Genomic DNA, 23,727 nt, shown 5'->3' with positions numbered 1-23,727 from the left:
GGCTTACATGAAACGTTCTGCAAGATCGCTGGTTTCGGCCACGGCACTGCTCTTGGCTGGATCGACAGGCTTCGCCGCCGACATCATCGAAGGCCCGACGGGCGACTATTGCCGGACCGTCGGCACTTCCAATCTGGTGCTGAACGACAACATCGTCGATCTCAAGGCCCAGGTGGTGAAGCTGATGGACGAGTCCGTCGCCGCGGCCAATAGCTCGGAATGGATCAACTCGTCGCGGCCGGTCTTCGTCTGGGCGTCGGAAGCCAAGGTCGCCTGCGGCATGGCCTATGGCTATCTGAAGACGAACTACAAGGACGAGGACACGCTCAACAAATGCGAGTGTTTTCACGATCGCATGGTCGAGTACATGCACTGACCGGATAGGCAAATTTGCGCCTGTTGGCCATCATGCCAGCCGACGGATCCTTGTTGAGGGCGATCGCCGCAACGATCGCGCTGGCTGGCTTTGCCCAAAGTGTCACGCCGGCTCGCGCCAACTGGCTCGAACGGCCTTCCGTGGCGCAACATCGGTCGTCGGGTTCGACGCGGCCGCCGCGTTGCGACGCGGCCGTGGCGTGGACCCGGCAGACGTTCAAGGCATTTGCGAGCTGTCAGGCCTCCATCTATGGCCTCGAGCCGGCGCTGGCGCATGCCGTCATGGAGATCGAAAGCGGCTTCGATCCCGACGTGCGGGGCGCCGATGGCGAAGTCGGCCTGATGCAGGTGATGCCGGCGACAGCGCGAATGCTTGGCTTTCGAGGTTCCCTCGACGATCTGGGCACGCCGGCGACGAACATCGCGCTGGGGGTCAGGTATCTTGCCCAGGCAAACAGGCTCTCCGCAGGTGACCTCTGCACCACGGTCATGAAGTATCGCGCCGGGCATCATGAAAGCCGGTTTTCGGCGCTCTCCGTCCGTTACTGCCAGCGCGCGCGGGCAATCCTTGCCAGGGACGGGTTCGAAGTGACCGGACCGTTGCCGGTCGCGACCTTCGGCTTTTCCACATTTTCGACAGACGGGCAGGATGGAGCCGCCGCCCAGGAAAACCGTGTCTGCGTGCGCCGAGTGTTCGTACCCGGGCCGCGATACATGAAATGCGCCGACTACAGGACCGCGGGGCAAGCAAGACAGATCAGGGCCCTGAGGGCCCGGCTCTTCGGCGGGTAAAGAAAACAACAGGACAGCGCGACAAGGCCGCCGTAACATGCGTGGCAGACCAGACCGGGAAGAACAAGCCGGCGGCAGACAGGGCGGGACGATCATGGAAGCTGGCCGAAAGGTCTATTGTGCGCGGTCGTCGGCTCTCGCCTTCGCGGTCGCCGTGACATTGTCGGGCTGCCAGTCGAAGGGCAACGTCACCGAGGTGCTCGACCCGGCGGCAATTGCCGCGCCCGCCGAGCAGGCCACGTCGGCGGGGCAGAATGGCGGCGCCGGCACCGGTCCGGTCCAGGCGACCCAGTCGCTGGGCACCGGTTCGGCAAAAGTGACGATGCTGCTGCCGTTGTCCGCACCCGGAACGGCAGGTGAAAACGGCCGCAAGATGCGCGATGCGGCCAAGCTGGCGATGACGGATATCGGCAATGGATTGCTCACGCTGACGATAGAGGACACGAAGGGCGACAGCACACAGGCCGGCAAGCTGGCGGTACAGGCCATCACCACCGGGGTGAAAGTCGTCATCGGCCCAACCGAGTTGCCGGCGGCTCAGCACATCGCCACGCTGTCGGGATCGAAACGGCCACCGGTTCTGGCACTTGCCGACAATTTCGCCGGCAGCGCCGGGGTTTATGCCGTGCCGCTCAGCGAAGCGGACAGCGCCGCGGCGGGTGCGGCGGGGCTTGCCGCCAAAGGCAGCAAGAAGTTCGTATTGCTTGTCGCGGGTGGCCCAAACGCCAGCGCCGTCGAGAAGCGGGTCGCCAACGGCCTCAGCATCTATGGCGCCACGCTAGCGGTCACTGTCCCCTATTCGGGCGGCGACGGTGCCGCGAAAGCGGTCGACGAAATGGGCTCGCTCGTGGACACCCCCGACGCGGTCATCGTTGCCAGCGGTGATAACAGCCCCTCGTCCGTGCTTGCCGCCCTCAAATCGAAGGGCATTCCGGGAAAAGCAATCTCTGTCGTGGGAACGAACCGCTGGCTGGAGCACCCAATCGATCCGCTGTTTGAGGGCGCGTATATCGCCACGCTCGATTCGAGCGAAACCGGGCCGATCGCCGACCGCTTCAGGACGACATACAATTATCCGGCCGACGTCAATGTAGCCTACGCATATGATATGGTTGCCCTGACAGCGGGAATTGCCAGCGCGGTCGGACCCGACGGTTTCAGCAAACAGGTTCTCGAAAACCCGAACGGATTTCGCGGATCAACGGGCCTGTTCCGCTTTCGCGCCGACGGGTCCAGCCAAAGATCGATGCCGTTCTATCGGGTTCAGAAAGGTGCGCTCAAACTGGTTGCCAAATCGACCTCTGGTTTCTGAACCGCCGGTGACGGGGCCTGGCTCGAACGCCGCGCTGGCGTGATGGGCATGCCCGGGCGCATCCGCTGGGTTATCGCGGTCGGAGGCTTCGAGCTCGTGCTCGGGATTGTCCTGATCATGCAGGCCGGAGCCTTGCTTGCGATCGACCGGCCCGCCCCCGCGCCCCAAATGGAGCGTGCCGGCAACCATCCAACCCCTGTGGTCGCGGCCGTTCCCGACGGTCCATGGCGAGACGCGCGCAGGGTTGCCGAGAGTCTTGTCGCGCCGCCGCCGATTGACTTGTCCGAAATCGAGCGGGCCGAAGCCCGCCCGCCGCTCGGCGATCTGGGTCTCGCCGTGCCCCCCAAAAGGCCGAGGCCCGGTGACTGGCGCGAAACCCTGCTCTTTCGCCCGGTCGCTACGTCGTCGGCGACTTTCGAATCCATGGGACGCAAAGTGATCATCAGTGGCGTCGCGAGCATCGAACCGGAGAGAACCTGCTCGTTTCAAGACGTCGCCTGGCCTTGCGGCCAGCGCGCACAAGACGCCTTCAACTCCTGGCTGCGGGGACGCGCGCTGAAATGTTTCGTACCGCCGGACATTGAGCATTTTGCCATCGCCGCGCCGTGCAGTCTTGGCAAGCAGGACGCCGGCGCCTGGCTTGTGTCCAACGGCTGGGCGATGGCGCTGCCGACCGGCATCTATGGCAAGGCACAGGCGGTCGCCGAAGAGACGCAGATGGGAATCTTCGGCCCTCCGCAATAGCTGCCAGGATCGATGACGCTCCCACATCGATCAAATTGTATGGTTTGCCGAAACTGAAATTGCGGGAGCCGATGCTATATCAGCTGTCTGACAGGAGATTGGCCAATGGCACAAAACGCAGCGAACGCCTCCGCCCCAGCGTGGAAGAGCGTCGCCTGGCTCACCGTTCTGGGAACTGTCGGGAGCCTTGGCCTCTCCGTCGGCCTCAACTACCTGCTGTTGTTCAGCGATGCCCTGACGCCGTTCGGGCGCAGCATGGTCAGCGCAGTGCTGTTGCCGCTGATCATTGGGTTGCCGCTTTTCGTGCTGATCGGCTGGATGCAGACCCAGATCCGCGGCTACCGGCGGGAACTCAACAGGTCTGGAACCTATGACAGGGTGACAGGCTGCCTGAATGGTCCGGTTTTCACCTCGATGATCGAGCGGCGCACAGCCAGGCCGTCGGCGTCGGGGCCACGCTCGGGCGCCTTCCTGGTGATCCACGCCGAGCATCTTCGATCCATCAATGTGCGCTTCGGCCCCGGCTGGGGCGATGAGGCCTTGCGGCTCGTTGCCTCGGCCATACAGTCCGCTGTCCGCAAGGAGGATATGGTGGGGCGCATAGGAACATCGATGTTCGGGGTCTTCCTCCCGGGTGCGACCGAAGCCGAGGCCAAGGACATTGGCGAGCGCATCCGGGCAGGCGTCGCGCGGGTCTATTTCGCGCCCAAGGGCAGCGAGGACGTCCTGGCGATCAGTGTCGGAAGCACCGTGTTTGAAACCGAGCTGGCATTCGAGGACATGTTCCGCTCGGCGGAACAGCAACTGTCAGGCGCAGAACCCGTCGCGAGTCTCTGAGCGATCGCGGGACAGGCCGCCAACCACGCGATTTCCACGGCATCGAACAGACCGTGTGACCCATTTGCCCGGGATGCAATGCGTTATCAGGCTATGTACAGTTCTTACCAAAGCTCGATCGTTCGTTGCAGGCTTTTTGCGGAACGCTAGATTGGCCACGCGGCATCCCCAATTCATGCCGCAGTGGCCGACGCGGGCTTAGGCAATGGTGTCTCACCGGCATCATCGCGTCGGCCACTCGCAAAATGATCCGAGCCGGTCCCGACAGGCACGCACCCGTCCCGCTTCCCTCAACGCTTACGTGGGAGGCCGTTCCTGCCTTGCGGGGTTTTTTGAACCCAAGTCCCCGACAAGCCGGCGGTATTGGGCTTCGGGTGATCCATAAGCCTCTCGCGCCAACGTCAGCAGGCCATCGCGACTGCGGATCGTGATTTCTCCGCGACGGGCACGGATATAGCCATAGCTCTCGATCATCTGCAGCCCGACAGTCACTCCAGGGCGTCTGACGCCGAGCATGATGGACAGAAATTCATGGGTTATCACGAGCCTGTCGCCGACAGTGCGGTCCCCGCACATCAAAAGCCACCTGGCCAGGCGAACTTCCAGGCTTTGCCGCGCGTTGATCGCTGCCGTGTAGCTGGTCTGGACGTGAAGATATTGGACATAGCGCAACAGAAACGGCCGCAACGTCGGGCTATCCTCCAGGGCTTCGACGAATGGGGCAGCCGGTATGCGGATCGCTTCACTCGTCGACTGCACGTAGCAGTCGAAGTTCGCCTCGTCGTCTCCCATCACCAAGGCCGAGCCGGTCATTCCTTCGAAGCCGATTATGCCCACTTCTGCTTCGGCCTTCGCCGATGTCTTCGCCACCACCGATGCCAGCCCGCTTTCAAGAAAGTAGACGGCTTCAATCTTTTGACCCGCGGTTTCCAGCGGCGCGCGCAGATCCAGGAAGACGCTCTGGAGATGCGGCTTCAGCCGCGCGAAATCGTCCACGCTCATCCGGCGCAACAATTCGCTCTTGGCTTGCAGGATCTGGTGATCCACGAGACTCTCTCCCTTGGGCAAGAGCACTCGCATCTCTTAGCCGGCCGCGCCCGTCGAACGAGCGGACGGTGACGAACCATAGACTGCGCTTCACGCAGCACTAGGAGGGCTAGCACGTTGGTATAAAACCGACATTTACTGCTGTGGAAAAATCGCGGCTTCGCGGGCTATCCATCTTTCGCCGCAAGACGAGCCTCGCGCAGGATGGAGGCGCGGTCGAACCCGACCAGCGATATTATCTCGCGTATCTGCTGCTCCGTAGCGCCGGAATCCCGTGCAAGTGCACGCACCGTCTCTGCCGTCAGACCCGGGCGCTCAGGTTCTTTCGCCATGACATCCTCGTGCCGGCCAAAGCGCGATCGCCTTTCCCAAGCGTCGCGCGAACCATTTTCTCTTTGTACGATTTCGTACAGACCTTGGCGAGTCAAATCGGGCCTTGGCTCAATTCGGGTGGTTCTCCAGCCCATCCATCCGAGACCACCAAAATCGTTCGGAACGATTGCCTCGCTGGGTGGTTCAACTATCCCGTCCCAACAGGAGACTTGACCGATGGATCACACCAATCACGTCCGCCTCACGAGCGCAGAATTGACGCCTGACATCTTGGAAGACGCCACGATTTACGACGCTGACGACAACAAGGTCGGCACCGTTTCACATGTTCATGGTTCCGGCGCCGGCAGTCAGGTGGTGATCGACGTCGGCGGATTTCTCGGCATCGGCGCCAAGCCGGTGGCCGTCCCCGCGAGCCAGTTGGATTTCATGCGCGATGAAGATGGCGATGTCCACGCGGTGACCAACTGGACCAAGGATCAGCTCAAGAACATGCCCGAGCATCACGACGCCTGATCAGGGATTTACCCTGTCCCGGGAGCGGCCGCATGACCAATCCCGGGAGATCGGAACGCGGCAGATGCTTCGGCACCATGGAGTGACGGATGACGCGGCGCGAGACCGGGACTTGCTTCTGCGGGGCGATAGCCGCCGTCATGGACGGCGAGCCTTTCTGGATATGCTACGATCACGACGACGATTGCCGTAGGGCTATCGGCGGCCCGCTCACGGTCTGGGTCGGGTATCGGCCCGACCAATTCCGGCTTTTGAAGGGAACTCCGAAAAGCTTTTCGAGGACACCCGGCGTGGTCCGCACCTTCTGCCCCGACTGCGGGAGTTCCATCGGCTACAGCGACGAAGGCCTGCCGGACGAACTCTATCTGACGATCGGCTTCTTCGACAAACCTGAAGGGTTGCGCCCACAAGCTCATGCCTATTGGGAACTCAGGCTGCCTTGGGTCGCATCCGACGACAAGCTGCCGCGTATCGATCGTTATTCGAGGAAGCGCGACGCAAAATTCGGCAATCCACGTGACAGGTAGACTGACCGCGCCGCTGGGACGATGCTGAGATCACCGCTTCTTCCAGAAAGGGTTCATTGCGCGGTATGCGCTCGTAACTGAATGGCGACAGGTCGAGCATCTGAAACGCGCCACGGACGATCAGTTCCGAGACCGCCCGGATCTCAGAGGCGAGGACACCCCCACTCTTTTAACCAATGATTCCCGGCGCTCCTGCGAATGGGAGCCTTTATCCCGATCATTCGTTCTAGCCTGAGTTCAACGCAACCTGGCAACGATGAAAGGTGGGCAGAATGTACTTCATCGCCCTGGCGACTGACTATGACGGCACGCTGGCTCATGACGGGATCGTCTCCAAGAAAACGCTCGCTGCCCTGGAGCGGTTCAAGAAGAGCGGCCGCAAGCTGGTTCTGGTCACCGGACGCGAACTGCCCGATCTCAAACGCGTCTTTCCCGAAGTCAGCCTGTTCGACAAAGTGGTCGCTGAAAATGGCGCCTTGATCTACACGCCGGCAAGCGAGGAAGAGCGGACGATCTCGCCCGCGCCGGATCCCAAATTCGTCGCCAGGCTGAAGAAGCTCGGCGTCAAGCCGCTTTCGGTGGGGCGCTCGATCGTGGCAACATGGGAGCCGCATCAGGCGACCGTTCTCGACGTCATCAAGGAGACCGGCCTGGAGCTCGAAATCATCTTCAACAAGGGCGCGGTGATGGTCCTGCCGAGCGGCATCAACAAGGCCACCGGACTGATCGCCGCGCTTCAGGATCTTCGGCTCTCGCCACACAATGTCGTCGGCATCGGCGACGCCGAAAACGACCATGCCTTCCTGCGAGCTTGCGGCTGCAGCGTCGCCGTGGACAACGCGATTCCCGCCGTCAAGAACACCGCCGATCTGGTGATGCCAGGCGCACGCGGCAAAGGCGTCGAGCAACTGGTCGACAAACTGATCAAACGCGATCACGAGATCGTTTCGAGACGGCATGACGGCATTGTTCTGGGCTCGGTCGCCGGCGACGATGTCTATTTGTCGCCGACCGATACGGTGCTGATCGCCGGCAGTTCGGGCATCGGCAAATCCACCTTGGCCACAGCGCTGACGGAACGCTTCGTAGAGAGCGGATTTCAGTTCTGCGTGTTCGATCCCGAGGGCGACTATGACGGCCTCGAGGGCGCCGTGCGGATGGGCGATGGATCAAGCGCACCGACAAAAGCGCAAGTGCTGGACTTGATCGCCAAGGCCGACAGCAATGTCGTCGTCAACGGGCTGGCGCTGCGCGTCAACGAGCGGCCGGACTTCTTTGCCGACCTTTTGCCCGACCTCGGCAGTTTCCGCCGCCGGACGGCCAGACCGCACTGGCTGATCATCGACGAAGCGCACCATCTTCTTCCCAAGCGGCGCGAGGATACGCGTGCGGTCCTGTCACTGGAATTGCCGGGCACGGTCTTGATCACGGTCCATCCCGAAGCGATCTCGACCGATGCGCTGCGGCTGGTAACAGCCATTGTTGCCCTTGGCCCCAAGGCGAAGGACGTCGTGAAGGTCTTCTGCCGCGAGACCGGCATCGACCCGCCAAAGGACATGTCCTCGCCCAAGGGCGAGCGGGTGTTGTTCTGGCGGCCCCAGAAACGCAAGAAAATCGCCACGGTCAAGGTCGTCGAGCCGCGCCAATCGCTGAAGCGGCACAGCCGCAAATATGCCGAAGGCCAGCTCGATGAGGCGGGCAGCTTCTATTTCCACGGACCAGACGATGCAATGAACCTCAGGGCTCATAATCTGATGATTTTCGCCCAGATCGCCGAAGGTATAGACGACAAGACCTGGGAGTTTCACTTGCGTGCCGGCGACTATTCCAAATGGTTCCGCAACCAGATCAGGGACAAGGACCTGGCGCGCGAAACCGCCGAAGCGGAGAAGGACAAAACGCTATCGGCCGAGGAGAGCCGCAAACAGGTGCTCAATGCCGTGCGCCGCCGCTACACCGCCCCCGCCACCGCACCTGAAGAATAGACCTGCAATGCGCCCGTCGCACCCTTCGTCAGGAACTTTTACGGCCAGCTGCCGTTGACTCGGCTCCACAAAGCGGGCGGCACCCTTTGCTCGAGAGTTTTCCCGTGGACGCGAAAACCCAAACAAAAGAACCGGATGAAACGTACAAAACGCGCGAAGCTTCGAGCCGGACGAAGCCAGGCCCATCGCCCAAACGCAAAGGGGCTGCGGCGCGAACCGACGCCCCGGAGAATGAGGCGGGCGACAAAAGCGCTGGGCAGGCGAAGCCTGGCCTGCTGAGCCTGCCGCGGCGGCGTCCCTACCTGTCCATCGCCGTCCTGATTGTCCTGCTGCTGATCGCGGCGGGGCTCGTCCTATGGTGGCTGAACGCGCGCCAGTATGAATCGACCGATGACGCCTTCATAGACGCCCGGACGGTGACGATCGGCGCCGAGATATCGGGTCGCGTCACCGACGTCGCCGTAACGGACAACCAGCCGGCCAAGGCGGGCGATATCCTGTTGCGCATCGACGACGCCGACTATCAGGCTAACCTCAAACAGGCAGACGCAGGCGTGGCCGCGGCACAGGCCGAGATTGCCGACGTTCAAGCCCAAATCGAAGCACAGAACGCAAAGATCGACGCCGCGCAGAAACAGGTGGCCCAGGCCCAGGCGGCGCTCGATTTCGCCAAGGCCGAGGATCAGCGCAACCGCGAGCTCCTGGCCAAGGGCACGGCCACGCAGCAGCAGGCCCAGCAGGCCGCTTCAACGCTGCGTCAGGATCAGGCTGCTCTCGACAGCGCCCAAGCCAACGCGGCTGCCGCCAAGAGCCAGATCGTGGTCCTGCAGGCACAGGACAAGAGCGCCGAAGCCAAGCTCAATCAAGCCAAGGCGAGCCAGGACCAAGCGCACACCACGCTGTCGCGCACCGCAATCACCGCGCCGGTTGCCGGGCATGCAACCAGCATCTCGGTTGGCCAGGGCACCTATGCCCAGCCCGGCCAGGTGCTGATGATGTTCGTTCCCGACGAGGTCTGGGTGAAGGCCAATTTCAAGGAAACGCAGCTCGATCTGATGCGGCCTGGACAGCCGGTCGACATCGACATCGACGCCTATCCTGAAAAATCCTTCCATGGTCGCGTCGACAGTATCCAGGCGGGCAGCGGCACCGCCTTCAGCCTGCTGCCGGCCGAGAATGCCACCGGCAACTTCGTCAAGGTCGTGCAGCGCGTGCCGGTCAAGATCGTCTTCGACAAACCGCCCGGCGTGCTGCTGGGACCGGGCCTGTCGGTGGTGCCGACCGTCAAGGTGCGGTGAGTGGCGAGATGGCCGGCGCGCAAAGCGAAAGCAGATCCGCCGCCGGTGGGCGCAATCCCTGGCTGATTGCAATCGTCGTCTCGATCGCCACCTTTATGCTGGTGCTCGACACCTCCATCGCCAACGTCGCGCTGCGCAACATCGCCGGCAGCCTGGCGGCTGGGATGGATGAAAGCACCTGGGTGATCACCACCTATCTGGTGGCGAATTCGGTGATCATCCCGGTCAGCGGCTGGCTGGCCAGCGTGATCGGCCGCAAGCGTTACTACATGCTTTGCGTGGCGACCTTCACCATCGCATCGCTGCTGTGCGGGCTGGCGCCCAACCTGGAAATGCTCATCGTCTTCAGGATCCTGCAGGGCCTCGGCGGCGGTGGCATGGCGCCCAGCGAACAGTCGATCCTCGCCGACACCTTTCCGCCCGAAAAACGCTCTCAGGCGTTCGCGCTCTACGGCATCGCCGTCATCGTCGCGCCGACGGTGGGGCCGACCATCGGCGGCTGGCTGACCGATCATTTCTCCTGGCATTGGATCTTCTTCATCAACGTCCCGTTCGGCATCATGTCATTGGCCCTGGTGCAGTGGCTGGTCGTGGAACCGGATGTGCTTGAACGCGAACGCCTGGAGCGGCTGAAGGGTGGCCTCAGAATAGACTGGGTCGGGTTCGTTCTGGTGGCAACCGCGCTTGGCTGTCTGGAAATCTTTCTCGACGAAGGCCAACGCAACGATTGGTTCGCGTCGGCCTTCATCACGACCTTCGCGGTGATTTCGGCGATCTCGTTCCTGCTGCTGATCCCCTGGGAGTTCAACCACCGCGATCCGATCGTCGATATCCGCTTGCTGTTCAGCCGCCAGTTCGGCACGTCGTTCCTGGTGATGATGGCCGTGGGCGCGGTGCTGTTCAGCACCACGCAGCTGATGCCGCAGCTGCAGCAGACCGCCTTCGACTATACGGCGACACTATCGGGCCTCTCGATGATGCCGGGTGGCATCGCCATGCTGATACTGATGCCGATTTCCGGATTTGCCGGCAGCATCATCCAGCCAAAATATCTGATCATGGCGGGGATGTCCGTTGTCGCCATCGCCCTGTGGCATATGACGGCGCTGACCCCGGACGCCAGCTTCCGCTTCTTTGCGTTTGCGCGCGTCTTCCTGATGATCGGCCTGCCGTTCCTGTTCATCCCCATTTCGACCGCGGCCTATGTCGGTCTGGCGCCGCAGCAGACCAACCAGGCATCTGCGCTGATCAATGTCGCCCGCAATATCGGCGGCAGCATCGGCGTATCCTTGTCCAACACGGTGATCGCCCAAAACGCGCAACTCCACCAGGCACACCTCGTCGGCCACACGGCACAGTCGTCGCCGGCCTACCAGCAGGTGCTGCGTCAGGCAACCGAGCACTTCGTGGCTCAGGGCTCGCCGATGGTCGAGGCAAAACAGCAGGCGATCGGCTGGATCGGGCAGTTGATAGCACGCCAGGCCTCATTGCTCGCCTATGTCGATGTATTTCGGTATTGCGCGGTAGCGACGGCGGTCCTGGTGCCGCTCGCCCTGCTGCTGCGGTCTCCAACACCGAAGGCCGAAAAGCGCTAGCCGCATTCCTCCCAAATCCCATCAGACGTTTGCCGGGCAAAAACGTCCCGATGTGGTCAGAGTTGCGGAACCATCCCCCCGGCATAGGGGTTTCTTCCGATGTCTCTCGAGAGGATGAAGGAGCGACCATGCGGATTTTGACGATAGCCATCGCACTTTCCGGGGCGGTCATCACTCAGCCCATCCATGGGCAAACCATCGCCCCGCAGCTCCCCCAGATGACGTCACCGCAGGGGGAAGTCCAACCGGAGCAGACGCTGCCCAATCAAGGCTCTCCTGATTTGAATTTCACCGGCGTCGCCGTTGTCGCGGTCGAGGATTTGCCTGCAGAAATCAAGGCGCAGGCGGATGCCGTGATCAATCAGACCAGTGCGCAAGACTTGCTTCGGCTGCAAAACTCCGTCGACGCTTCGCCTCAGGCAAGCTCGGCATTGAGGGCGAACGGGCTTAACTCCTCGCAGGTCGTCGCGGCAAACATCGATGGCGATGGCACTTTGACGCTGATCATCCAGACGACGACTTGAGCGGCGCGCCGACAGGATCACGCTGCGAACCAACAAACGCACTTGCCAGTAAACGCACTTGCAGAGAGCCGTCATGGCCGAAGCCGCCGTTCGCAACTTCACCATCAATTTCGGACCACAGCATCCTTCCGCCCACGGCGTTCTTCGATTGGTGCTCGAACTCGATGGCGAGATCGTCGATCGCGCCGATCCGCATATCGGGCTGCTTCACCGCGGCACCGAGAAACTGATCGAGTACAAGAACTATCTGCAGGCCCTGCCCTATTTCGACCGGCTCGACTATGTCGCGCCGATGAACCAGGAGCATGCCTTCTGCCTTGCCGCCGAGAAATTGCTCGAAATATCAGTGCCCAGGCGCGGACAGCTCATCCGCGTCCTGTTTTGTGAAATAGGCCGGCTTCTGTCACATCTCCTCAACGTCACGACCCAAGCCATGGACATCGGAGCGCTGACCCCTCCGCTCTGGGGGTTTGCGGAGCGCGAGAAGCTGATGGTCTTTTACGAGCGTGCCTCCGGCGCCCGCATGCATGCGAACTATTTCAGGATCGGCGGAGTGCACCAGGACCTGCCGCCAAAGCTGCTGGACGATATCCAGGCTTTCTGCGACCCATTCCTCAAGGTCTGCGACAATCTCGACGATTTGCTCACCGGCAGCCGTATTTTCAAGCAACGCAATGTCGATGTCGGCGCGATCGGGCTGGAAGATGCCTGGGCGTGGGGTTTTTCCGGTGTGATGGTGCGTGGATCTGGAGCGTCATGGGACCTGCGCAAGGCACAGCCGTACGAATGTTATCCCGAAATGGATTTCGACATTCCCGTCGGCAAGAATGGAGACTGCTATGACCGCTACCTCGTTCGCATGGAGGAAATGCGTCAGTCGGTCCGCATCATGAAACAATGCCTGGATAAATTGCGGTCACCGGAAGGCCAAGGGCCCGTGGCCGTCCCGAACCGGAAGATCACGCCGCCGCGGCGCGCCACGATGAAACGGTCGATGGAAGCGACCATCCAGCATTTCAAACTTTATACCGAAGGGCTTCATGTGCCGGCCGGAGAAGTCTACGCCGCGGCCGAGGCTCCGAAAGGCGAGTTCGGCGTCTATCTGGTTTCGAACGGCAGCAATGTTCCCTATCGGTGCAAGATCCGCGCGCCGTCCTTTGCGCATCTGCAGGCGATGGATTTCCTGTCCCGCGGACACATGATCGCCGATGTTGCAGCGATCATCGGATCGCTGGATATCGTGTTTGGGGAGATCGATCGCTGACCGGTGCGCGGATCATGTACATTGGCTCGTCATAGTGCCCAGCCCCTCTGAGGGTCATCAATTGTCCGGTTGCTTCAACTTGCGATCACGCGCCTGCGATCACATATCGATCCGGTGGCGCGGACCGGGCGCTCGTGGTTCTCGTCGAGCGGCACGGCCGATAGCTGCCCATGCGGGATTCCAAGGTCAATCCGCCGGGCGATTGGTTTTGCGCCACTCCTCATATTCGCCTTGGGCATCGTCATGCAGTGGGTAGTAGCGCTGCAGCGGTGCGCCCTCCATGAGCTTCATTCTGGAGAACTCCTCCCAATCGTGATGCTTCCGTGATTCTTCGATCACCTTTGCGGCCATTGCGACGGGAAGCACCACCACTCCGTCATCGTCGGCGATGATAATATCTCCTGGGATCACTGTGACACCGCCGCAGGCAATCGGGACATTGACGGCATTCGGATAGATGCTGGTCTGCACATGATAGTTGGGCGTCCAGCCGCGCAGCCATAGGGGCAGATCGAGCTTCTCGACATTGGGCCTGTCGCGCATGCACCCATCGATGACGATGCCGGCTCCGCCCCTGCCCTTGAAATAGGTCGACATCATATCGCCAAAGACGCCCGAACTCATGTCGCCGCGCGCGTCGACCACGACCACATCACCCTCCTGCGCGTGATAGAGCACGTGCCGGTGCAATTGCGTCTCCGGATCGGCATATTCTCCCTCGTTGAAAAGGTCCGGCCGCTGCGGCAGGAATTGCAGCGTCAGCGCCGGCCCGACGATCGACTTCCCGTGGTTCTGCGCCACCGGACCGACCATGTGCGGATTGCGGAAGCCCATGTGGCCAAGCGTGCCGGCAACCGTCGCGGCGCCGATCTCCCTTAGCGCGTCGATCAGGTCCTTGGGCGGCCTCGTGATGTCGGGAGTATGCGTCATTGTCGGACTCCGTTTGCAGGGAATTACCAGTTCGTAACAGAACCATCGCGGCGCTTGAGGTGAGGCGCTTCCCAGAAGCGCAGGCTCTGCGCCTGGACCGCCGCTTCGTTGACTTCGATGCCGAGCCCCGGCAGATCGCCGACCGGGTAATCCGGGCCGTCGAGCCGTGGTTGCACGGGGAAGAAATCGGAATTGTCGAAGCCCAGCTTTCTTTCGGGCGCCCTGGTCTCGAGCCATGCGAAGTTCGGTACCGCGGCGGCGAGATGCACGGTCGCGGCAGTGCACACCGGACCAAGCGGATTGTGCGGCATCAGGTCCACATAATGCGCCTCGCTCCAGCCGGCGACTTTCATCGCCTCGGTGAGCCCGCCGACATTGCAGACATCGATCCGGTTGAACTGGTGGATGCCGCGCTCGATGTAGGGCAGGAAATCCCATTTGCTGGCAAATTCCTCGCCGATGGCAAAGGGGATGTCGGTCATGGTGCGCAGGGATTCGTAGGCCTCCGGCGTCTCGGCCCGTATCGGCTCCTCAAGGAAATCAAGCACGCCGCGGCCGAGCTTGTTGCAGAAGCTCGCCGCCTCGGCCACCGACAGCCGATGGTGATAATCGATGCCGAGGACGACATCGCCGCCCAGCGCCTCGCGCGCTCTGTTCAGCATATGCGCGGTTGCCCCGATCGACTCGCGCGGCTCGAAGATATCCTTGCTGCTTTGCCCTACGGGGAAGAAGCGGATCGCCTGCCAACCCTGTGCGCACAGTTCGTCGGCTCGCTCGATGGCAGCATCGCCCTCGGCTTCGTCTCCAGTCGAGGCGAAGGTGGGGACGCGGTCGCGCTGCTTGCCGCCCAACAGCTCGTAGACCGGCACCCCCAGCGCCTTGCCCTTGATGTCGTGAAGGGCGATGTCGATAGCGGAAATCGCTGCCTGCAGAACGCGGCCGCCTTCGAAGTACTGGCTGCGATAAACCTCCTGCCAGATCCGCCCGATCTGCATGGTGTCGCGGCCGATGAGAAACTCACGATAGTGCTCGATCGCGCCGGCCACTGCCTTCTCGCGACCGCTCAAGCCGCTCTCACCCCAGCCGAAGATGCCTTGATCGGTCTCGACCTTGACCAGCATCTGGTTGCGGGTCCCCACCCAGACTGGATAGGGCTTGATCGCGGTGATCTTAAACTTCTCGGTCATCCAGCCCACCCCCAATGCAGCCCACCCAATGAACCCGCCCTCTCAGTTGCCCTCGAGGGCCATCTCCGTTTCGCCATCGAACAGGTGGATGCGCTCCTGATCGAACTCGAGCCAAATCTGCTCGTCGGGTGTGACGGCGATGTTGGGCGACACGCTGATGTTGACGATGGCACCGGAGAGAAACGCCTGCACGAATGTGATGTCTCCGGTTGGTTCCACCGTATAGGCCTTGGCCGGAATGGCTCCGTGCACCGCGCTCTTGTGCAGCTTGATGGTCGAGTGTCGCGCACCGAGAACGACCTTCCTGCTAGTCGCTCCCTGGACCTTGCGCGCGTTGGGTTGCGACAGCTCAAGGCTCCAGCCTTCAGCGCTCGAAAGGACGGTGTCGCCGTTGTCCGTCGACGCCTGCAGTGGAATAAGGCTCATCGCAGGGCTGCCAACGAAGCTCGCGACGAACATGTTGGCTGGATGTGCGAAAACTTGCGCCGGTGAATCGTATTGTTGCAGGTATCCGCCGTTCATCACCGCCATCCTGTCTGCCATGGTCACGGCCTCGAGCTGGTCGTGCGTCACATAGACGATCGTCGCCTTGAGATCCTGGTGGAAGCGCTTGATCTCCGACCGCATCTGCACGCGCAGCTTGGCGTCGAGGTTGGAGAGCGGTTCGTCCATCAGGAACACCGCCGGATCTCGAACGAGGGCGCGGCCCAGGGCCACGCGTTGCTGTTGTCCGCCTGAAAGTTCGCGCGGCTTGCGCTCGAGCAACTGCGTCATGTCGAGCACGCGCGCGGCTTCCCTGACCTTCCTGTCGATCTCGTCCTTGGGCAATCTGCGCATCTGCAGCGGGAACGCCAGGTTCTTGTAGACCGATTTCTGCGGGTAGAGCGCGTAGTTCTGGAACACCATCGCGATGTCCCGGTCCTTGGGGTCGAGGTCGTTGACCACCCGGTCCCCGATGACGATGTCGCCGGATGTGACCGGGATCAGCCCGGCGACGAGATTGAGCGTGGTCGTCTTGCCGCAGCCTGAGGGGCCGACGAGTGCAACGAACTCGCCGTCATTGACCGTCAGCGAAACATCGTTGACGGCTTTGAAGCTGCCATACGTCTTGACGAGATCTTTGAGGACCACGTGGGCCATCGGCAACTCCTAGTGCTTGACGGCGCCTTCTGTAAGGGCGCGTACGAAGTATCGTTGCAGGACGAGGAACAGCACCACGACGGGCACGCTCATCATGAAGCTGGCCGCCATCAGACCCGGAAAGTCGGTCGTGTTCTCCGAGAAGAAGCGCTGGATGCCGACCGGCAGGGTCAACTGCTCGTTCTTGGAGAGGAAGGTGTAGGCGTAGATGTACTCGTTCCACGCGCCGATGAAGGAATAGATCGCGGTGGCGATGATCCCTGGTGCCGAGAGTGGCATCACGATCAGGATGAAGGCCTGGAACCGCGTCGCTCCGTCGATGCGCGCTGCCTGCTCGAGCTGCACCGGAATGTTGTCGTAGAAGCCCTTGAGCAGCCAGATCGCCAACGGCAGTCCGAATGTGAGGTAGGTGAGAATGAGCGAGTCATGCGTGTTCACCAGCCCGATCGCGCGCATCAGGATGAAGAGCGGCACCAGAAAGATCACCGCCGGGAACATGTTGCGAAGCAAGACGGCGAAGAACAGGAAGTTCCGGCCCGGGAAGGTGAAGCGCGAAAAGGCGTAGGCCGCGGGAACCGCCACGATCACCGAAAGGACGGTCGTGGCAGTGGAGACGTAAAGGCTGTTCCAGAAGAAGCGGAGGAAGTCCTGGCCGACACTGTTCTGCGGATCGAGCAGCTTCTGGTAGCTGGCGAGGGTAGGCTCGTCCGGCCACCATTGCGGCGGGAATTGCATCGCCGCGAAGCCGGACTTGATCGAGGTGATCAGCATCCAGATCATCGGCAATGCGGTGTAGAGCAGCATGAACACGAGGAAGATGCGCCCGCTCCAACGCCATCCGTCGACGCGTATGCGGCGACGGGTCTGGCCTCGAGCGGCTGTCTCGGCAATCGTGCTCATGCGCTCTCATCCTTCCGGTCGTTTCCGCTTAGCGCGCGGACGTAAAAGTAGCCGAGCGTCATCAGAATGAAGAACAGGAGCACCGAGTAGGCCGATGCGACGCCCCAGCGCTGCCGGCCGAAGGCGAGCTCATAAATGTGCGTGATCCAGATATGCGACGCGTTCGACGGCCCGCCGCCGGTCATGATCCAGGGGATGATGAAGGAATTGAAGTTGGCGACTGCCAGAAGAAGGATCGTCACCGTCGAGACGTTTCTAAGGTGCGGGAAGGTGACGTGCCAGAAGCGCTGCCATGCGCTGGCTCCGTCGACCTTTGCAGCGCGCAGCAACTGGTCCGGGACGGTCTGCAGACCGGCCATCATCATGATCATGGCGAACGGGAACTCCCGCCAGATATTGACGACGATCAGGGAGGGCAGCACCGTGCTGACGCTGTCGATGAAATTCGGCGGCCGGTCGGCCCATCCGAGGCCGACCAGCACGGCGCCGATGATCCCAAAGTCCGAATGATAGATCCACTTCCAGATGTAGGACGCGGCGACGGCGCTGATGACCCAGGGAATGATCAGGATAGCGCGCAGCACCCCCCGACCGATGAAGTCGCGATGCAGGGCCAGCGCGCAGCCAAATCCCAGGACAAAGGAGAGGAAGGTGGATGCCAGTGTCCAGATAAGGGTGTTCGAGGTGACCTTCCAGAACACCGGGCTGGTGAGGATGGCGGTGTAGTTGTCGACGCCGATGAAGATCTTGTCGCGGAGCTGCAGGCCAGGCGGCGTGTTGAAGAACGACAGTTCGATCGTGTAGTAGATCGGATAGGCGATGACGATCAGCATGACGGCAATCGCGGGAAGCACGTACGCGTAGTCGGCGCGATGCTCCCAAATCTTGCGCAGCAGGGGTCGCAATCTCCCGCGAGCCCCGCTCTTGCCGGTCACGATCGTCACTTTGGCGGGCCCTTGTTTTCGGAAAGAACCGGTTGCGCTCCGGGCGCAACCGGCAAGATCGCAGGTCAGGCTTCGGCTAGAGTCCGCCGCCCATCAGGTCTTTCACCTTCTTGGCCGCGTCGTCGGCTGCCTGGTCGACGGTCATTGCTCCGGTGAGGGCATTCTGGAGCATGTCCGGGACGATGATGTTCATGATCTCGGGAGATTGCGGCAGCGCCGGGAACGGGATGCCGTATGGCAGCATGGAGGTCGTGACGTCGAGGAACTTGATGCTGTCCAGACGCTCCTTCATCCATTTGGTCTTGAAGCCGTTAAGGTTGCCCGGGTTCGAACCCGCATAGGCCATTTTCAGTGACCATTCGGGACTGGTCCACATGCAGATGATGGCCTTCGCAGCCGGTTCGTCAACCTTGCCGCCCTCGACATATTCGGGCTTCAGGATGTGGATGTTCGAGCCGCCGAACACGACGGCGCGCTTGCCGTCGGGACCGGTCGGAATCAGCCCGTAGCGCATATTGTCGATGACGGTCTGCGCCTTGTCCTTGTCGGCGCCCGTCGCCTTCGCCTGCAGATCGAGCATGACATTGTAATCGGACGGGTGCGAGATCATCATGCCGAGCTGGCCGGCGAGGAACAGCGGCTGGTTGTCGGCCTGTTGGTTGGTGAGCGCCGAAACCGGAACCGACTTGTCGCGGACATACATGTCGTAAGAGGCTTGCAGCGCGGCCTTGCTCTGCGGGCTGTCGAGCTCGATCTGCTTATAGGTCGGGTTCGCTCTGGCTTCGTCGAAGACGCCGCCGCCATAGGCCCACAACTGAGGCATGAAGCGGTACGGGGTATTGCCGGCATTCTTGCGCGCCACGAGCCCGTAACCGGCGATGCCGAGCTTGTCGTGGATCTGCTTGGAGTACTTCACGACGTCGTCCCAAGTTGCCGGAGCCTTGTCCGGATCGAGACCCGCGCGCTTGAAAATGTCGGCATTCCAGATGAACGCCATGGTTTCATTGTTGGTTGGGATGCCGTAGGTCACACCGTCCCAGGTCACGGCTTTCATGGCGCCGGGCCAGAAATCCTCGGTCGAATATCCGACATCCTCGGGCTTGAGCGGCTCCAGATAGCCCTTCGAGGCGAACTCGGTGCCACCCAGGATCTGCAAGCGGACCGCCATTGGCGCTGCATTGCCAAGGAGCGCCGTGCGGAACTTGTCCAGGAGATCGTTATAGGTGAGCGCCTGATCCTCAAGCTGGATGTTCGGATAGGTCTTGCGGAAGGTCGCGAAGAAATCCTTGTAGTACTGGCGCAGGAGATCGGGGTCGCCCTCGAAGACGCCCTGATACCAGAACGTCAGTCGTCCCTTGTAATCGAGCGGGGTGACCTTGCCGCAATCGGCGGCGGTGTCGAACTCCTGTGTGCCTGCAATCGAGCGCACATACTCCGGCGACCACTTGCTCAGGTCGACCGGCGGCGCACCAAGCGCCGATGTGGACATCAGCGATGCCGTCAAAACACCGACGACAGTGCCGCGCAGGACCGCACTGCCGAGCGTAATTCTCGTCATAGGTATCCTCCCTGGTTCTCCGCCCTGCGATCGCGAGGATGCCCTTTTTCGGCACGGGTGTACCCTCTCGACCATTTAGTACGTTTTCAGATCGTTGTTTGTCTGTCAACGCACAGGATCGTACATTGTTTGTGAAAGCCGTGTGTGATATCCGGCAAAGAATGTATTGACCTGAGGAGCCGGCCTTGGCCGAAATAGCTGATTTCAAAGCCATGCCACCCGATGGGATCGATCCCATCGGGGCTTCGAGCGAGGGCGCCTCGCTTTATGAGCGGATCAGGGAAGACATCATCGAGGGACGGCTCGCCGCCAACGAGCGGCTTGTGGTCACCGATCTCGCCCGGCGCCACGGGACTTCGACCAATCCCGTGCGCGAGGCGCTGCAGCTGTTGCGTGGGGAGGGCTTTGTCACCTTCGTCGCCAACCGCGGGGCGCGCGTGCGACCCATAGATCAGGATTTCGTCCGCGATATCTACGAGATCGGTGTCTTGATCGAGCCGGCGCTGACGCGATGGTTTGTGAATATGGCCACCGGTGAGGACATCGCCGAACTCGAACGTCTCCAGGGCTTGATCGAAGAGAACAACTTCGCCGACACGTTCAGGCACAGCGAGCTGGATACCGCCTTCCACACCGTGATGTACCAGCGGCACTACAACCGCCATGCCGCCGAGCTTTGGTGGAAGCATCGCGAAGTGCTGCGAGCCGTGAGCAGGCGTTTCAATTTCACGCTCGCCCGGCGGGCCGCAATCATGCGCGAGCACCGCGAACTCATTGCGCTGGTGAAGGCGGGAGAAGCCGACAAGGCGGCCGAACTCGTCTCCCGCCATGTCGAGGGTTCCGGCCGGCATGTTCTCGAACAGATGCGTGCGCGCAACGCCGCTCGGGCCGGATAGGACGAGAGCTCAAGTCCAGAACATCGTGCCCTGACATTTCAGACAAAGGGAGTTGAGATGAAAATCACCAGCGTTCGGCCGTGGCTGATCAAGTCCGATGCTTCCTATTGGGGAGAGTACCTGTTCGTCGAGGTGACGACCGACGAAGGGGTAAGCGGCTGGGGAGAAATCACCACCACGACCAGACTCGCCAACCGCGCTCTTTGCACGATCCTGCGGCAGATCGGTGTCGCCATGACAGGTGAGGATCCTGCGCGTATCGAGCATCTCTGGCACAAGATTTTCCGCAGCTTCACCTATATGGGCAGCCGCGGCGCCGCCGTCGAATGCGTGAGCGCCATCGACATAGCGCTATGGGACATCCGGGGCAAAGTCTTGGGCAAACCGATCTACGAGTTGCTGGGCGGGCCGGTGCGTGATGAAATCGCTCTCTACACTCATCCCAACCAGGCCAAGTTCACCAGCAAGGACGCGGTGGTCCGCGAAATCCTGGACATCGTCGAATCCGGACATACCGGGCTAAAGTTCGATCCCTTCCCCCACCAGGGTCGGACCGCCGATGGCTTGGCGCGTGAACAGCGGGACGGCTATCTCGACGGCAGCATGACCCGCAAGGACGAGCGCGAAGCGGCCGAACTTACGGCGCTGATCCGCGAAACGGCAGGCCCTGACGTCGACATCCTCATCGATGCGCATGGCCGCTTCGACGTCCCCACCGCCATTCGCCTCTGCCGGAGCCTCGAGGAAGCCGGCCAGATCGACTGGTTTGAGGAGCCTTGTCCGCCCGAGAGCCTGAATGCCCTCAAGCAGGTGCGTGAGAAGGTCAGTGCCGCCATCTCATGGGGTGAGCGCGGCCACACGAAATGGGATTTCGTGCCGGTACTCGAGAACAGGCTCGCCGACTACATCATGCCGGATGTCACCTGGACTGGCGGCATTACCGAGCTCAAAAAGATTTCAGCCCTCTGCGAGGCCTACTACATCCCGGTCTCGCCACATGACGCCGCGGGCCCGATCAACGTGGTTGCGGGAGCGCAGGTGATGATGACCGTTCCCAACTTCTACAAGCTCGAAACGTCGGAGTGGAACCTGGGCAAATACGATCACCTCATCGACAGACCGCTCGACGTTTCGAACGGCAGCCTCAAGCTGACGGCGAAGCCTGGCCTCGGTGTCGAGATGAACCGCGACTACTTGCAGGCCCATGAGATTGAGCTGAGCTAGCAAGGCTTCATGCCGGCCAGCGTTTGGGGCGACAAGCCCCGACCAGAACGAGGACAAGTCATGCCAAAGACGGACGGAGCCGGCGAGGCTCTCAATCGGGTCAACACGAACTCCAAACCCTCCGACCTGCGCATCACCGATCTGCGCGTCGCCGAGATCGTCGGCGCGCCGTTCACTTCGGCGCTCATCAAGATCTACACCAATCAGGGCATTGTCGGCCTTGGCGAAGTGCGCGACGGCGCCAGCGCGACCTATGCGCTGATGCTCAAGAGCCGGTTGCTGGGCGAGAACCCCTGCGACGTCGACCGGCTGTTCCGCCGCATCAAGCAATTTGGCGGCCACGGGCGGCAGGGTGGCGGTGTCTCGGCGGTCGAGATCGCGCTTTGGGACCTTGCCGGCAAGGCCTATGGCGTGCCGATCTACCAGATGCTCGGGGGACGGTTCCGCGACAAGGTGCGTGTCTATTGCGATACCGACGCGGAGAAGCCTAGCGGCACCGAGACCGGCAAGCGGCTCAAGGCGCGGATGGATCTCGGTTTTACCTTCCTCAAGATGGACCTCGGGCTGACGCAGATCTCCCACATCCCAGGCGCGGTGGTCGCGCCGGCTGGCGTGCTCGATGGTTTCCGCGGGCACGCCGCTCGCGGCCGGGCACGTACGCTGGACGAGCGCCGGGCGCGCAACGCCGCCTATGACGCGCAGAACGTGCAGCATCCCTTCACCGGCCTCCACTTCACCGAAAAGGGCATCGACCTACTCGACCGATATATCCACGAGGTCCGCGAGGTGATCGGCTACGAAATCCCGCTCGCCATCGACCATGTCGGCCACATCTCGCTGCAGGACGGCATCCGCCTCGCCCGGCGGATCGAGAAATATGCCCCGGCCTGGCTCGAGGACGTGATCCCCTGGCAGTACACCGAGCAGTATCGGCAGCTGCAGCAGGCGACTTCGGTGCCGATCTGCACGGGCGAGGACATCTACCTCAAGGAAGGCTTCGAGCCGCTGCTCAAGGCGGGCATCTCGGTCATCCATCCGGACCTGCTTACCTCGGGCGGCATCCTCGAGACCAAGAAGATCGGCGACGCGGCGCAGGACCATGGCGTCGCCATGGCCATCCACATGGCGGAAAGCCCGATCGCCGCAATGGCCGCCGCGCATGTCGCGGTGGCCACGGAAAACTTCATGGCGCTCGAATATCACAGCGTCGAAGTGGACTGGTGGGACGATATCGTCACGGGCTTGCCCAAACCGCTGGTCAAGGACGGGTTCATCACCGTGCCGGACAAGCCGGGGCTGGGCATCGACGACGTGGTCGATGAAGTCATCAGCCAGCACCTGCAGGAAGGCGTCAAAGGTATTTGGCAGCCGACCGATCACTGGGATGACGAATACTCCTGGGATCGGACCTGGAGCTGACTCTACACCTCTTCCAGGAGGGAGAGATGAACACAAGGATCGACCATGATCTACGAACTTCGCATTTACGACTGCCTGCCGGGCCAGTTGCCGGCGCTGCTCAAGCGCTTTAACGACCATACCTTGGCGCTGTGGGATAGGCACGGCATTCGCCAGGCCGGGTTCTTCACCACTGTGGTCGGCGAAAGCAGCAATCGACTGACCTATTTCGTCGCCTGGGAATCCCTTGCCGAGCGCGAGATGAAATGGAAGGCCTTCACCACCGATCCGGCATGGCTCAAGGTCCGCGACGAGTCCGAGCGCGACGGCCCGATCCTGGCAAATATTTCCAGCCAGTTTCTCGCGCCAACCGCCTTCTCGTCGGTGAAATAGAGGACATC

At 61.7% G+C, this 23,727-nt stretch carries 24 protein-coding genes; 16 read left to right on the top strand and 8 right to left on the bottom strand.

Going from position 1 to position 23,727, the window contains the following annotated elements; translation table 11 throughout:
- Window positions 1-7 precede the first annotated feature (7 nt).
- From X741_RS160635 to X741_RS160655, 5 genes are all read left to right on the top strand, one after another.
- On the top strand, window positions 8-376 hold the full coding sequence (locus X741_RS160635; protein WP_023776597.1) for a hypothetical protein: 369 nt from the start codon (window positions 8-10) through the stop codon (window positions 374-376).
- A gap of 32 nt (window positions 377-408) precedes the next feature.
- Complete coding sequence (locus tag X741_RS160640) at window positions 409-1,167, top strand: transglycosylase SLT domain-containing protein (RefSeq protein ID WP_023776596.1); 759 nt, start codon at window positions 409-411, stop codon at window positions 1,165-1,167.
- A 94-nt stretch (window positions 1,168-1,261) separates the two neighbouring features.
- Window positions 1,262-2,479 carry an ABC transporter substrate-binding protein gene (locus X741_RS160645; protein ID WP_023776595.1) on the top strand — a complete coding sequence of 406 codons (1,218 nt, stop codon included), beginning with the start codon at window positions 1,262-1,264 and terminating at the stop codon, window positions 2,477-2,479.
- Between the two features lie 48 nt (window positions 2,480-2,527).
- The gene (locus X741_RS160650; protein WP_245272654.1) at window positions 2,528-3,223 is read left to right on the top strand and encodes a thermonuclease family protein; all 696 of its coding nucleotides are present in this window, start codon (window positions 2,528-2,530) and stop codon (window positions 3,221-3,223) included.
- Window positions 3,224-3,328: 105 nt separating this feature from the next.
- The gene (locus tag X741_RS160655) at window positions 3,329-4,060 is read left to right on the top strand and encodes a GGDEF domain-containing protein (protein ID WP_023776593.1); all 732 of its coding nucleotides are present in this window, start codon (window positions 3,329-3,331) and stop codon (window positions 4,058-4,060) included.
- A 297-nt stretch (window positions 4,061-4,357) separates the two neighbouring features.
- Here the strand turns inward: X741_RS160655 and X741_RS160660 are convergent, their stop codons facing one another.
- Together X741_RS160660 and X741_RS1000000170285 are read right to left on the bottom strand one after the other, a co-directional pair.
- Window positions 4,358-5,140, bottom strand: a complete 783-nt coding sequence (locus tag X741_RS160660) for a Crp/Fnr family transcriptional regulator (RefSeq protein WP_031249815.1) — start codon at window positions 5,138-5,140, stop codon at window positions 4,358-4,360.
- Between the two features lie 134 nt (window positions 5,141-5,274).
- Window positions 5,275-5,439 (bottom strand): hypothetical protein, encoded by a 165-nt coding sequence (locus X741_RS1000000170285; RefSeq protein ID WP_023767776.1) that lies wholly within the window; start codon window positions 5,437-5,439, stop codon window positions 5,275-5,277.
- Window positions 5,440-5,656: 217 nt separating this feature from the next.
- Between X741_RS1000000170285 and X741_RS160665 the strand changes: the two genes are divergently transcribed.
- The 7 genes from X741_RS160665 (at window position 5,657) to X741_RS160695 (ending at window position 13,149) form a co-directional block, all read left to right on the top strand.
- Window positions 5,657-5,956 (top strand): PRC-barrel domain-containing protein, encoded by a 300-nt coding sequence (locus X741_RS160665; RefSeq protein WP_023776591.1) that lies wholly within the window; start codon window positions 5,657-5,659, stop codon window positions 5,954-5,956.
- A gap of 89 nt (window positions 5,957-6,045) precedes the next feature.
- On the top strand, window positions 6,046-6,483 hold the full coding sequence (locus X741_RS160670; RefSeq protein ID WP_023776590.1) for a GFA family protein: 438 nt from the start codon (window positions 6,046-6,048) through the stop codon (window positions 6,481-6,483).
- A gap of 272 nt (window positions 6,484-6,755) precedes the next feature.
- Complete coding sequence (locus X741_RS160675; protein ID WP_023776589.1) at window positions 6,756-8,468, top strand: HAD-IIB family hydrolase; 1,713 nt, start codon at window positions 6,756-6,758, stop codon at window positions 8,466-8,468.
- Window positions 8,469-8,572: 104 nt separating this feature from the next.
- The gene (locus X741_RS160680; RefSeq protein ID WP_031249814.1) at window positions 8,573-9,766 is read left to right on the top strand and encodes an HlyD family secretion protein; all 1,194 of its coding nucleotides are present in this window, start codon (window positions 8,573-8,575) and stop codon (window positions 9,764-9,766) included.
- An 8-nt stretch (window positions 9,767-9,774) separates the two neighbouring features.
- Window positions 9,775-11,361: a DHA2 family efflux MFS transporter permease subunit gene (locus tag X741_RS160685; RefSeq protein ID WP_023776587.1), complete on the top strand. Its 1,587-nt coding sequence runs from the start codon at window positions 9,775-9,777 to the stop codon at window positions 11,359-11,361.
- Between the two features lie 128 nt (window positions 11,362-11,489).
- A complete protein-coding gene (locus X741_RS160690; RefSeq protein ID WP_023776586.1) occupies window positions 11,490-11,885 on the top strand; it encodes a hypothetical protein in 396 nt (131 codons plus the stop codon).
- 73 nt (window positions 11,886-11,958) lie between these two features.
- Window positions 11,959-13,149, top strand: a complete 1,191-nt coding sequence (locus tag X741_RS160695) for an NADH-quinone oxidoreductase subunit D (RefSeq protein WP_023776585.1) — start codon at window positions 11,959-11,961, stop codon at window positions 13,147-13,149.
- Window positions 13,150-13,335: 186 nt separating this feature from the next.
- Here X741_RS160695 and X741_RS160700 read toward each other — a convergent pair whose 3' ends face one another.
- From X741_RS160700 to X741_RS160725, 6 genes are all read right to left on the bottom strand, one after another.
- Window positions 13,336-14,079 (bottom strand): ribonuclease activity regulator RraA, encoded by a 744-nt coding sequence (locus X741_RS160700; RefSeq protein WP_023776584.1) that lies wholly within the window; start codon window positions 14,077-14,079, stop codon window positions 13,336-13,338.
- A 23-nt stretch (window positions 14,080-14,102) separates the two neighbouring features.
- Window positions 14,103-15,266, bottom strand: coding sequence for a mandelate racemase/muconate lactonizing enzyme family protein (locus X741_RS160705; protein WP_023776583.1), 1,164 nt, complete (start codon window positions 15,264-15,266; stop codon window positions 14,103-14,105).
- A 42-nt stretch (window positions 15,267-15,308) separates the two neighbouring features.
- Window positions 15,309-16,406, bottom strand: coding sequence for an ABC transporter ATP-binding protein (locus tag X741_RS160710; protein WP_023776582.1), 1,098 nt, complete (start codon window positions 16,404-16,406; stop codon window positions 15,309-15,311).
- A 9-nt stretch (window positions 16,407-16,415) separates the two neighbouring features.
- A complete protein-coding gene (locus X741_RS160715; protein WP_023776581.1) occupies window positions 16,416-17,306 on the bottom strand; it encodes a carbohydrate ABC transporter permease in 891 nt (296 codons plus the stop codon).
- Entirely contained in the window at window positions 17,303-18,250 is a 948-nt protein-coding gene (locus X741_RS160720; protein ID WP_023776580.1) for a sugar ABC transporter permease, read from the bottom strand. Before X741_RS160720 ends, X741_RS160715 begins: the two co-directional genes overlap by 4 nt.
- A gap of 76 nt (window positions 18,251-18,326) precedes the next feature.
- Window positions 18,327-19,808, bottom strand: a complete 1,482-nt coding sequence (locus X741_RS160725; protein ID WP_031249812.1) for a sugar ABC transporter substrate-binding protein — start codon at window positions 19,806-19,808, stop codon at window positions 18,327-18,329.
- Window positions 19,809-19,993: 185 nt separating this feature from the next.
- On the opposite strand from X741_RS160725, the gene X741_RS160730 reads away from it, so the two are divergent.
- The 4 genes from X741_RS160730 to X741_RS160745 are packed head-to-tail and all read left to right on the top strand — an operon-like array spanning window position 19,994 to window position 23,719.
- Entirely contained in the window at window positions 19,994-20,704 is a 711-nt protein-coding gene (locus X741_RS160730) for a GntR family transcriptional regulator (protein WP_023767762.1), read from the top strand.
- 57 nt (window positions 20,705-20,761) lie between these two features.
- Window positions 20,762-21,928 (top strand): mandelate racemase/muconate lactonizing enzyme family protein, encoded by a 1,167-nt coding sequence (locus X741_RS160735; protein ID WP_023776578.1) that lies wholly within the window; start codon window positions 20,762-20,764, stop codon window positions 21,926-21,928.
- Window positions 21,929-21,988: 60 nt separating this feature from the next.
- Entirely contained in the window at window positions 21,989-23,347 is a 1,359-nt protein-coding gene (locus X741_RS160740) for a mandelate racemase/muconate lactonizing enzyme family protein (protein WP_023776577.1), read from the top strand.
- Between the two features lie 45 nt (window positions 23,348-23,392).
- Window positions 23,393-23,719: an NIPSNAP family protein gene (locus X741_RS160745; protein ID WP_023776576.1), complete on the top strand. Its 327-nt coding sequence runs from the start codon at window positions 23,393-23,395 to the stop codon at window positions 23,717-23,719.
- Window positions 23,720-23,727 lie beyond the last annotated feature (8 nt).

Origin of the sequence: Mesorhizobium sp. LNHC221B00, from assembly GCF_000502935.1 — a bacterium.
Classification (GTDB): Bacteria; Pseudomonadota; Alphaproteobacteria; order Rhizobiales; family Rhizobiaceae; genus Mesorhizobium; species Mesorhizobium opportunistum.
This window is presented reverse-complemented; position numbering and strand designations above follow the sequence as displayed.

What these genes read in the sequence shown, in the direction of transcription:
- X741_RS160635 (WP_023776597.1), top strand. Translation starts at nt 8, where the DNA reads ATGAAACGTTCTGCAAGATCGCTGGTTTCGGCCACGGCACTGCTCTTG.
- X741_RS160655 (WP_023776593.1), top strand. Translation starts at nt 3,329, where the DNA reads ATGGCACAAAACGCAGCGAACGCCTCCGCCCCAGCGTGGAAGAGCGTC.
- X741_RS160745 (WP_023776576.1), top strand. Translation starts at nt 23,393, where the DNA reads ATGATCTACGAACTTCGCATTTACGACTGCCTGCCGGGCCAGTTGCCG.
- X741_RS160685 (WP_023776587.1), top strand. Translation starts at nt 9,775, where the DNA reads ATGGCCGGCGCGCAAAGCGAAAGCAGATCCGCCGCCGGTGGGCGCAAT.
- X741_RS160725 (WP_031249812.1), bottom strand. Translation starts at nt 19,808, where the DNA reads ATGACGAGAATTACGCTCGGCAGTGCGGTCCTGCGCGGCACTGTCGTC.
- X741_RS160715 (WP_023776581.1), bottom strand. Translation starts at nt 17,306, where the DNA reads ATGAGCACGATTGCCGAGACAGCCGCTCGAGGCCAGACCCGTCGCCGC.
- X741_RS160710 (WP_023776582.1), bottom strand. Translation starts at nt 16,406, where the DNA reads ATGGCCCACGTGGTCCTCAAAGATCTCGTCAAGACGTATGGCAGCTTC.
- X741_RS160735 (WP_023776578.1), top strand. Translation starts at nt 20,762, where the DNA reads ATGAAAATCACCAGCGTTCGGCCGTGGCTGATCAAGTCCGATGCTTCC.
- X741_RS160690 (WP_023776586.1), top strand. Translation starts at nt 11,490, where the DNA reads ATGCGGATTTTGACGATAGCCATCGCACTTTCCGGGGCGGTCATCACT.
- X741_RS160640 (WP_023776596.1), top strand. Translation starts at nt 409, where the DNA reads ATGCCAGCCGACGGATCCTTGTTGAGGGCGATCGCCGCAACGATCGCG.
- X741_RS160705 (WP_023776583.1), bottom strand. Translation starts at nt 15,266, where the DNA reads ATGACCGAGAAGTTTAAGATCACCGCGATCAAGCCCTATCCAGTCTGG.
- X741_RS160645 (WP_023776595.1), top strand. Translation starts at nt 1,262, where the DNA reads ATGGAAGCTGGCCGAAAGGTCTATTGTGCGCGGTCGTCGGCTCTCGCC.
- X741_RS160740 (WP_023776577.1), top strand. Translation starts at nt 21,989, where the DNA reads ATGCCAAAGACGGACGGAGCCGGCGAGGCTCTCAATCGGGTCAACACG.
- X741_RS160695 (WP_023776585.1), top strand. Translation starts at nt 11,959, where the DNA reads ATGGCCGAAGCCGCCGTTCGCAACTTCACCATCAATTTCGGACCACAG.
- X741_RS160660 (WP_031249815.1), bottom strand. Translation starts at nt 5,140, where the DNA reads ATGCGAGTGCTCTTGCCCAAGGGAGAGAGTCTCGTGGATCACCAGATC.
- X741_RS160700 (WP_023776584.1), bottom strand. Translation starts at nt 14,079, where the DNA reads ATGACGCATACTCCCGACATCACGAGGCCGCCCAAGGACCTGATCGAC.
- X741_RS160670 (WP_023776590.1), top strand. Translation starts at nt 6,046, where the DNA reads ATGACGCGGCGCGAGACCGGGACTTGCTTCTGCGGGGCGATAGCCGCC.
- X741_RS160650 (WP_245272654.1), top strand. Translation starts at nt 2,528, where the DNA reads ATGCCCGGGCGCATCCGCTGGGTTATCGCGGTCGGAGGCTTCGAGCTC.
- X741_RS1000000170285 (WP_023767776.1), bottom strand. Translation starts at nt 5,439, where the DNA reads ATGGCGAAAGAACCTGAGCGCCCGGGTCTGACGGCAGAGACGGTGCGT.
- X741_RS160665 (WP_023776591.1), top strand. Translation starts at nt 5,657, where the DNA reads ATGGATCACACCAATCACGTCCGCCTCACGAGCGCAGAATTGACGCCT.
- X741_RS160675 (WP_023776589.1), top strand. Translation starts at nt 6,756, where the DNA reads ATGTACTTCATCGCCCTGGCGACTGACTATGACGGCACGCTGGCTCAT.